This is a genomic window from Psychromonas aquatilis (assembly GCF_038155185.1).
In the GTDB taxonomy this organism is placed as follows: Bacteria; Pseudomonadota; Gammaproteobacteria; order Enterobacterales; family Psychromonadaceae; genus Psychromonas; species Psychromonas aquatilis.
Window position 1 is genome coordinate 1 of the sequence record NZ_JBAKAZ010000348.1, and the last position, 219, is coordinate 219.

A 219-nucleotide genomic window follows, 5' to 3' on the forward strand; every position below is an offset into this window, starting at 1 on the left:
TAGATTAAAGTTTTGCAGAGCAATTAAATATTGCTCTTGCGAATGTAATGCTTGTAGAAATGCAATGACACTTATTAATAGTCCGCCGATATTTAACTGCCATGAAAGCACTGTCGACCAATGAATTTTAGGCCCTAAAGTTTTAATGAAATAACTGCCTTTAACAATACTCATTAGTGCTGCAAACATCGCTAACATTCCGACCGGATTTAATTTTAG

1 pseudogene is annotated in these 219 nt (G+C 34.7%); it reads right to left on the minus strand.

Going from position 1 to position 219, the window contains the following annotated elements:
- A pseudogene (locus V6256_RS15795) lies at positions 1-219 on the minus strand (EamA family transporter); the annotation flags it as partial.